This window comes from Dolichospermum planctonicum (genome assembly GCF_005402965.1).
Lineage (GTDB): Bacteria > Cyanobacteriota > Cyanobacteriia > Cyanobacteriales > Nostocaceae > Dolichospermum > Dolichospermum planctonicum.
The window spans coordinates 1-6,322 of record NZ_BJCF01000090.1; the positions used below are offsets into that span (position 1 = coordinate 1).

The following is a 6,322-nucleotide window of genomic DNA, read 5'->3' on the forward strand; positions in this document are numbered from 1 at the left end:
GAATTGATATTTTTTCCTCAATATGGGCTGCAACTATTTTTTCTCGGAGATCCACTGAATATGCTTTCATGACAGTATTATCTTTATTATTACTAACTGTACCTCATAACTTCGGAAACTGCTGTATCATAGAGAAATATCTATTTAGTTCATAGTTAAATCCAATAACTAAATTCCAGTTTTATACCAATTTAAGATTATATATATATATATATATATATACGAAGGATAATCTATGTGCGGAATTGCAGGTGTTATCAAACTAAATACCGACGATGGAAGTTTAGAAGCAAAAATCGAAAAGATGCAAACAGCACTAAAACATCGTGGTCCCGATGATGCAGGTATTTATATTTCAACTGACAAACAAGCAGCTTTAGCTCACACTCGACTTTCTATTCTTGATCTCAGTGCTGCTGGACATCAACCTATGTCCACCACTGACAACCGCTATCATATTACATTTAATGGAGAAATTTACAACTTTCAAGAATTACGAGAAAATCTTATTTCCCAAGGTGAAAAATTTCATTCTCAAACAGATACAGAAGTAATTCTCAAACTCTATCAAAGAATCGGTTCTGATTGTGTCCAACATTTACGAGGAATGTTTGCTTTTGCGATTTGGGATGATTTAGAAAAAACTTGTTTTTTAGCTCGTGACCCTTTAGGAATTAAACCACTTTACTATTACCAATTAGGTACAACTTTAGTATTTGCTTCCGAACTCAGAGCAGTTTTAGCATCTGGTTTACCTGCAATTAATATGAGTGTGGAAGGATTATATGGTTATTTAACAACCGGTTCAGTTCCCGAACCATACACTCTAATAGCTGACATTCATTGTTTATCCGCTGGTAATTGGCTATATTGGCACAATGGAAATACTACCAAAAAACAATATTGGCAAATAAATTTTACTCCTGAAGCAATTTCTCCTCCAGAAGCGCAAGAAATAGTTCGTAAAGCTTTATTAGATTCCATTCAACATCATTTTATCAGTGATGTACCCGTGGGAATTTTCCTCAGTGGTGGTATTGACTCCACAACCATTCTCGCTCTAGCAACCCAAACCCAACAATCACAATTATCTACCTATTCCATAGCTTTTGCTGAATCGGAATTCAATGAGGGAGAATTAGCTGAAAAAATCGCTAATCATTTTGGTGCAAAACACACAGAATATCAAGTTACATCATCCTTTGCTAAGAGCATATTACCCGATTTCCTCGCAGCAATTGATCAACCGAGTATTGATGGCTTTAATACATTTTGTGTCTCTAAAGTTGCCCATGACAATGGCATGAAAGTAGTATTATCAGGTTTAGGAGGAGATGAAATATTTGGTGGATACAAGTCTTTTCAAAAAGTTCCCCAAATGGTTGCATGGAGTAAAAATCTAAATAGATTACCTTTCCTCCGTACGGGTTTGGGTCTAGGATTAGAACGTTGGGGAAATTCACTAAAAATGCAAAGATTCGGTGAGTTTTTAAAACAACCCCCTAGTTTTGCTTCTGCTTATAATACTTTTCGCGGTATTTTTTCTCATCAAGAAGCTTGTCTAATTATTAATCAATTATCAATAAGCATCCCTATATTACCCCCCTTAGTCCCCCCTTATCAAGGGGGAGGGTTAGGGTGGGGGTCTACCCCAGAAGATGAAGTCAGCTTTTTAGAATTAAGTGGTTATATGCGTAATCAATTACTGCGAGATAGTGATATCATGAGCATGAATTGGGGTTTAGAATTGCGTGTTCCCTTTGTGGATAAAACTTTATTAGAAACTGTTGCACCAATTCCTAGTAATATTCGTTTAGCACAGGGGAAAAAACTGTTAACACAAGCAATTACAGAAATACCTGATTGGGTAATAAATAGACCGAAAAAAGGCTTTTCTTTTCCCTTTGAAAGTTGGATGAATAGTGAATTTGGCGATTATTTTCATAATGTCCATCAAAAGCTAAATATCCCACCAAATATACCCCTTAAACCTTGGTATCGTCGTTGGAGTTTAGCAATATTAAACCATTGGTGGGAGCAGATTAACTCATGAAAGTTCTCCATATAATTCCTTCAGTTGCGACTGTTCGCGGCGGTCCGAGTCAAGCCATTTTAGAAATGGTGAAAGCTTTAAGAAAAAATAATATTGATGCGGAAATTGTCACTACTAATGATAATGGAGAAGATATATTAGACGTACCTCTAAGAAAATTTATAAATTATCAACAAGTTCCTGTCCAGTTTTTTCCCCGATTTTCTCCTTCTATTCACGCTGTGAGAGAATTTGCTTTCTCCAGAGAATTAACAATATGGTTATGGCAAAATATCCGTAATTATGACTTGTTACATATTCATGCTATTTTCTCTTATAGTTCTACAATAGCAATGGCGATCGCCCGCTGTCAAAAAATTCCCTATATTGTTCGTCCTCTAGGACAATTATGTACATGGTCTTTACAGCAAAGTGCTAGAAAAAAGCAAATCTATCTGAAAATTATCGAAAAAGCTAATCTTAATCACAGTCAATCAATTCATTTTACCTCTGTTGCAGAACAACAAGAAGCTGCCCTATTAAATTTAACCTCCCCAAATTTTATCATCCCCCACGGACTTGCGATTCCCGATACAATTCCTCATGCTTATCAACGTCTACGACAACATTTTAATTTACCCATAGATGAACCAATTATCTTATTTTTATCTCGCTTACATCCTAAAAAAGGTTTAGACTACCTAATTCCAGCATTAGGTAGGTTATCTCATTACCGCTTCACATTCATTGTCGCCGGTAGTGGCGATTCAGATTATGAAACTGAGGTAAAAACTCTAGTGAAAATTCATGGAATTGAGAGAATAACATATTTTGCCGGATTTGTCAAGGGTGAAATCAAGGACTTATTAATACAAGGAGCAGATATATTTGCCCTAACTTCCCATTCCGAAAACTTTGGTATATCAGTTCTAGAATCCCTAGCTGCGGGTACTCCAGTTATAATTACCCCTGGTGTAGCACTCAGTGATATAGTCCAGCAACAACATCTGGGATATGTTACAGAACTTAATATTAATGATATTGCTACTACAATTGAAAACTTCTTAAATCATCCTCAAAAATCTCAAGAAATGGGCGATTCCTACGGAGCGCTTCGCTATCGCGCCCGGCAGTTTATATTAGATAATTATACATGGGATAAAATAGCGTTAAAAATGGTTTCCGTGTATGAAAATATCATTCAAGGTAATAAACATTTATAGACTCTACACCCAAATTCATACTTGGTTTCAGCAACGCCATTAAATGCAGTACAGCTGAAAAAGCGATCGCTCTGGGTTCTCAACTTTTGAAAAAAGGATTTGGAGCGATAGGGCGATTCCTAGGTCGCGCTTCGCTATCGCAGCTATAATACTATATTAGAGTAAACAATACTTAGGTGCTTTCATGAACACCATTAATGCTCTTTAGGAACAAGATTATTTTCTTTGGCTGGAAGAAACCTATAAATTACTAGAAAATAATCGCATTGAGGAATTAGATTTTTTACATTTAAAGAGTGATGTCCCTGTGAAATTTCTATAATAGAGTTTTTATTACCAATTACCTAGTATATGGAAGGAATTAAATATTAATGACTTAACTATTGAGTAGAGGGAGGCAAAAACAATGACTGTAGCTCTAGACAAAACCATAATCTATCCCGACAGTGATGGTCAGCCCATGGCAGATAACACCAAGCAATTTCGCTGGATTGTCCTGATTAAAGAAAATCTCGACTCCCTCTTTGCCAATGACGAGACCGTTTTTGTGGCAGGAGATCTGCTGTGGTATCCCGTTGAAGGTCGTCCCGATATTCGTGTCGCCCCCGATGTCCTCGTGGCCTTTGGCCGACCCAAAGGCGATCGGGGGTCATACCGGCAATGGCAAGAAGATAATATTGCCCCTCAAGTAGTGTTTGAGATTTTGTCTCCAGGCAATACCCTCAAAGAAATGAGCCGTAAATTGTTATTCTATAACCGCTATGATGTGGAAGAATACTACATATATAACCCAGACTCTAATGAGTTGATGGGTTTTACCAGAGCCGACGAAGAACTCATATCCATTGAAAACATGGATCATTGGCACAGTCCTCGTTTGGGTATTCGGTTTGAACTAACAGCGTCAACTCTAAATATTTATGATCATCAAGGCAATCTCTTCTTATCTCCGTTAGAACTACGCAAAAGCCTTGAACAGGAAAAAGCCAGGGCAGAGCAGGAAAAAGCCAGGGCTGATTGTTTAGCCGCCAAACTGAAAGAATTAGGTATAAATCCTGATACTCTAATACCATAGGAGCAATTCATTAATACTTTTGGTTTCGAGCAGTTTCAGAAGACATTGGCTGGGTATTTGCAGGATCATTAAACCAAATGATAAAATCAGGAAGGAAGCCAGGGAATTAATTCCCTGGCTAATAGCTGAAGTCGTTTTTAAGCGACTGGTTTGGGTAATATTGATATATGGCAACCCTGGCACATTAGTTGGTAGGGTGCGTTAGATATCAACAATCCGTTTATTTGCAAGATTTATGCAGTAGTAAAGCACCTTACAACAGATTTTTGGTGTGACGCTTGCGTAAGTCCTAAGATAGTTGAATTTTGGCAACGGCAATGAAACACAGGAGATAGTCATCATGTATCAAAGTGAAGCACCTCCGCACAAAAACCTGCCCATCATGTATGATTTACCCAGTGAGGATCTTAATGAATTAGACTCCACAATTCATCCGCGTCCACCCTGGGAAACCATGCCCACCATGTATGATTTACCTAGTGAAAATCCAGAGGAGCCAGGTTTGCCAGACGAATTTCATGACTTTCAACCGCAATTATTACGGGAAACCTGTCAGTCTCCCATTTATCCCAGGGAGGAAATGTTCATTGGTACAGATTTAAACTTATACTATGATGGTCGTCATTATTCATGGTATAAAAGACCAGATTGGTTTTTAGTCTTAGGTGTAGCTGCTTCCGAAAAACAGGAGGATATGCGCTGGAGTTATGTAATTTGGCAAGAAGGATTAGCTCCATTTTTAATAGTAGAATTATTATCACCAGGTACGGAAGCAGAAGATTTAGGACAAATATTAAGAAGTGCGAATAAACCGCCGACAAAATGGCAAGCTTATGAACAGTATTTGCGATAGCTTCGCTCGCCGTAGGCATCGCCCTACTATGTTATCTTTGATAGATATGAAAATCGCCTCCGAGTATTTCAATTACTGGGGACAAAATATCAAGCAGTGGAACTGGTAGAACCAAAATTCTGGTTTCCTGAATTGGAATTAGGGGTAGGAGTTTGGGCGGGAAAATATCAAGGTACAGCAGGTTTGTGGCTACGTTGGTATAATCAAGATGGTGATTGGATTCCTACTTTTGCTGAAAGCGCAGAACAGGAAAAACAACGAGCAGAACAGGAAAAACAACGAGCAGAACAGGAAAAACAACGAGCAGAACAGGAAAAACAACGAGCAGATAAATTAGCTGAAAAATTGCGGGCTTTGGGGGTGAATTTAGATGAAATTTAAAGAAAATTAACTGAAAAGAGTATTAGAATTAGCCAAGCAAACAGAAATAATTATAGCAAAAATCCAAGAGGCGATCGCTATTTTTAGTCAATGGTTAGAATCTCAGGTAAAAGACTTGTAAATTACCCGCTTTGGTCCTTGATGCTTTGGGGGGAAACAAGAATTTAGTCTTGGGATTTAATCTCAAAATAACGTAGTATACTGGGGTTAATCGTATTTAAACGCGAGATGAAATACCTAACCCCAGAACAAGTTTATAAACAATTCGGCTATCACCCCAAGACAACCGCTTGAGGGGGCTGACTTAGGGAAAAAATAGCCGAAGAACAAAATATTTATGAGCCAAATAAGTAGGTTGGTGTTAAAAATTGTCGTTATAGTGAGGGAACTCTTAACTCTTAACTGGGAACAGAAAAGAGGCTTCGCCGTGAGCGTCAGCCGAACGGTTTCGGGCAACTTTACTTTTCGTTACTTATGTCGTTTTTTTTCCGTTCACCTATTTAGTAGCCAATGTGATTTAATAGAAGTATAATAACAAGAGACGTACTGAGTCTAGACTATGAAACTCAAAGTTAAAAATCAGTTAACCGTTACCAGAATCGCTATTTTAGGGACTAAAAAACTAAATACGTGGAAATCTAACGAACTTGATTTAATTGCTTTGCGTTTAGGACAACTACGCTCTGACTTGTGGAATGAGTTCGGCTCGTTAAAGGCTTGGGGTATTTCTAAATTTGAAATAGACAAACAGCTACGCA

At 37.8% G+C, this 6,322-nt stretch carries 3 protein-coding genes and 3 pseudogenes; all 6 read left to right on the forward strand.

The genetic code is table 11. The features are described 5' to 3' along the window. Positions 1–235 precede the first annotated feature (235 nt). The gene (gene asnB / locus FFO06_RS20410) at positions 236–2,053 is read left to right on the forward strand and encodes an asparagine synthase (glutamine-hydrolyzing) (RefSeq protein ID WP_137909670.1); all 1,818 of its coding nucleotides are present in this window, start codon (positions 236–238) and stop codon (positions 2,051–2,053) included. After that, positions 2,050–3,255 carry a glycosyltransferase gene (locus tag FFO06_RS20415; protein ID WP_137909671.1) on the forward strand — a complete coding sequence of 402 codons (1,206 nt, stop codon included), beginning with the start codon at positions 2,050–2,052 and terminating at the stop codon, positions 3,253–3,255. Before asnB ends, FFO06_RS20415 begins: the two co-directional genes overlap by 4 nt. A 220-nt stretch (positions 3,256–3,475) precedes the next feature. Continuing rightward, positions 3,476–3,577, forward strand: a pseudogene (locus tag FFO06_RS22645) (hypothetical protein); the annotation flags it as partial. Between the two features lie 84 nt (positions 3,578–3,661). Beyond that, a complete protein-coding gene (locus tag FFO06_RS20425) occupies positions 3,662–4,330 on the forward strand; it encodes a Uma2 family endonuclease (RefSeq protein ID WP_137909672.1) in 669 nt (222 codons plus the stop codon). 382 nt (positions 4,331–4,712) lie between these two features. Continuing rightward, positions 4,713–5,564, forward strand: a pseudogene (locus tag FFO06_RS20430) (Uma2 family endonuclease). A gap of 559 nt (positions 5,565–6,123) precedes the next feature. Then, positions 6,124–6,322, forward strand: a pseudogene (locus FFO06_RS20435) (addiction module component); the annotation flags it as partial.

Bases quoted from the DNA above. Each gene is read 5' to 3' on its own strand.
- asnB (WP_137909670.1), top strand. From the start codon at position 236: ATGTGCGGAATTGCAGGTGTTATCAAACTAAATACCGACGATGGAAGT.
- FFO06_RS20415 (WP_137909671.1), top strand. From the start codon at position 2,050: ATGAAAGTTCTCCATATAATTCCTTCAGTTGCGACTGTTCGCGGCGGT.
- FFO06_RS20425 (WP_137909672.1), top strand. From the start codon at position 3,662: ATGACTGTAGCTCTAGACAAAACCATAATCTATCCCGACAGTGATGGT.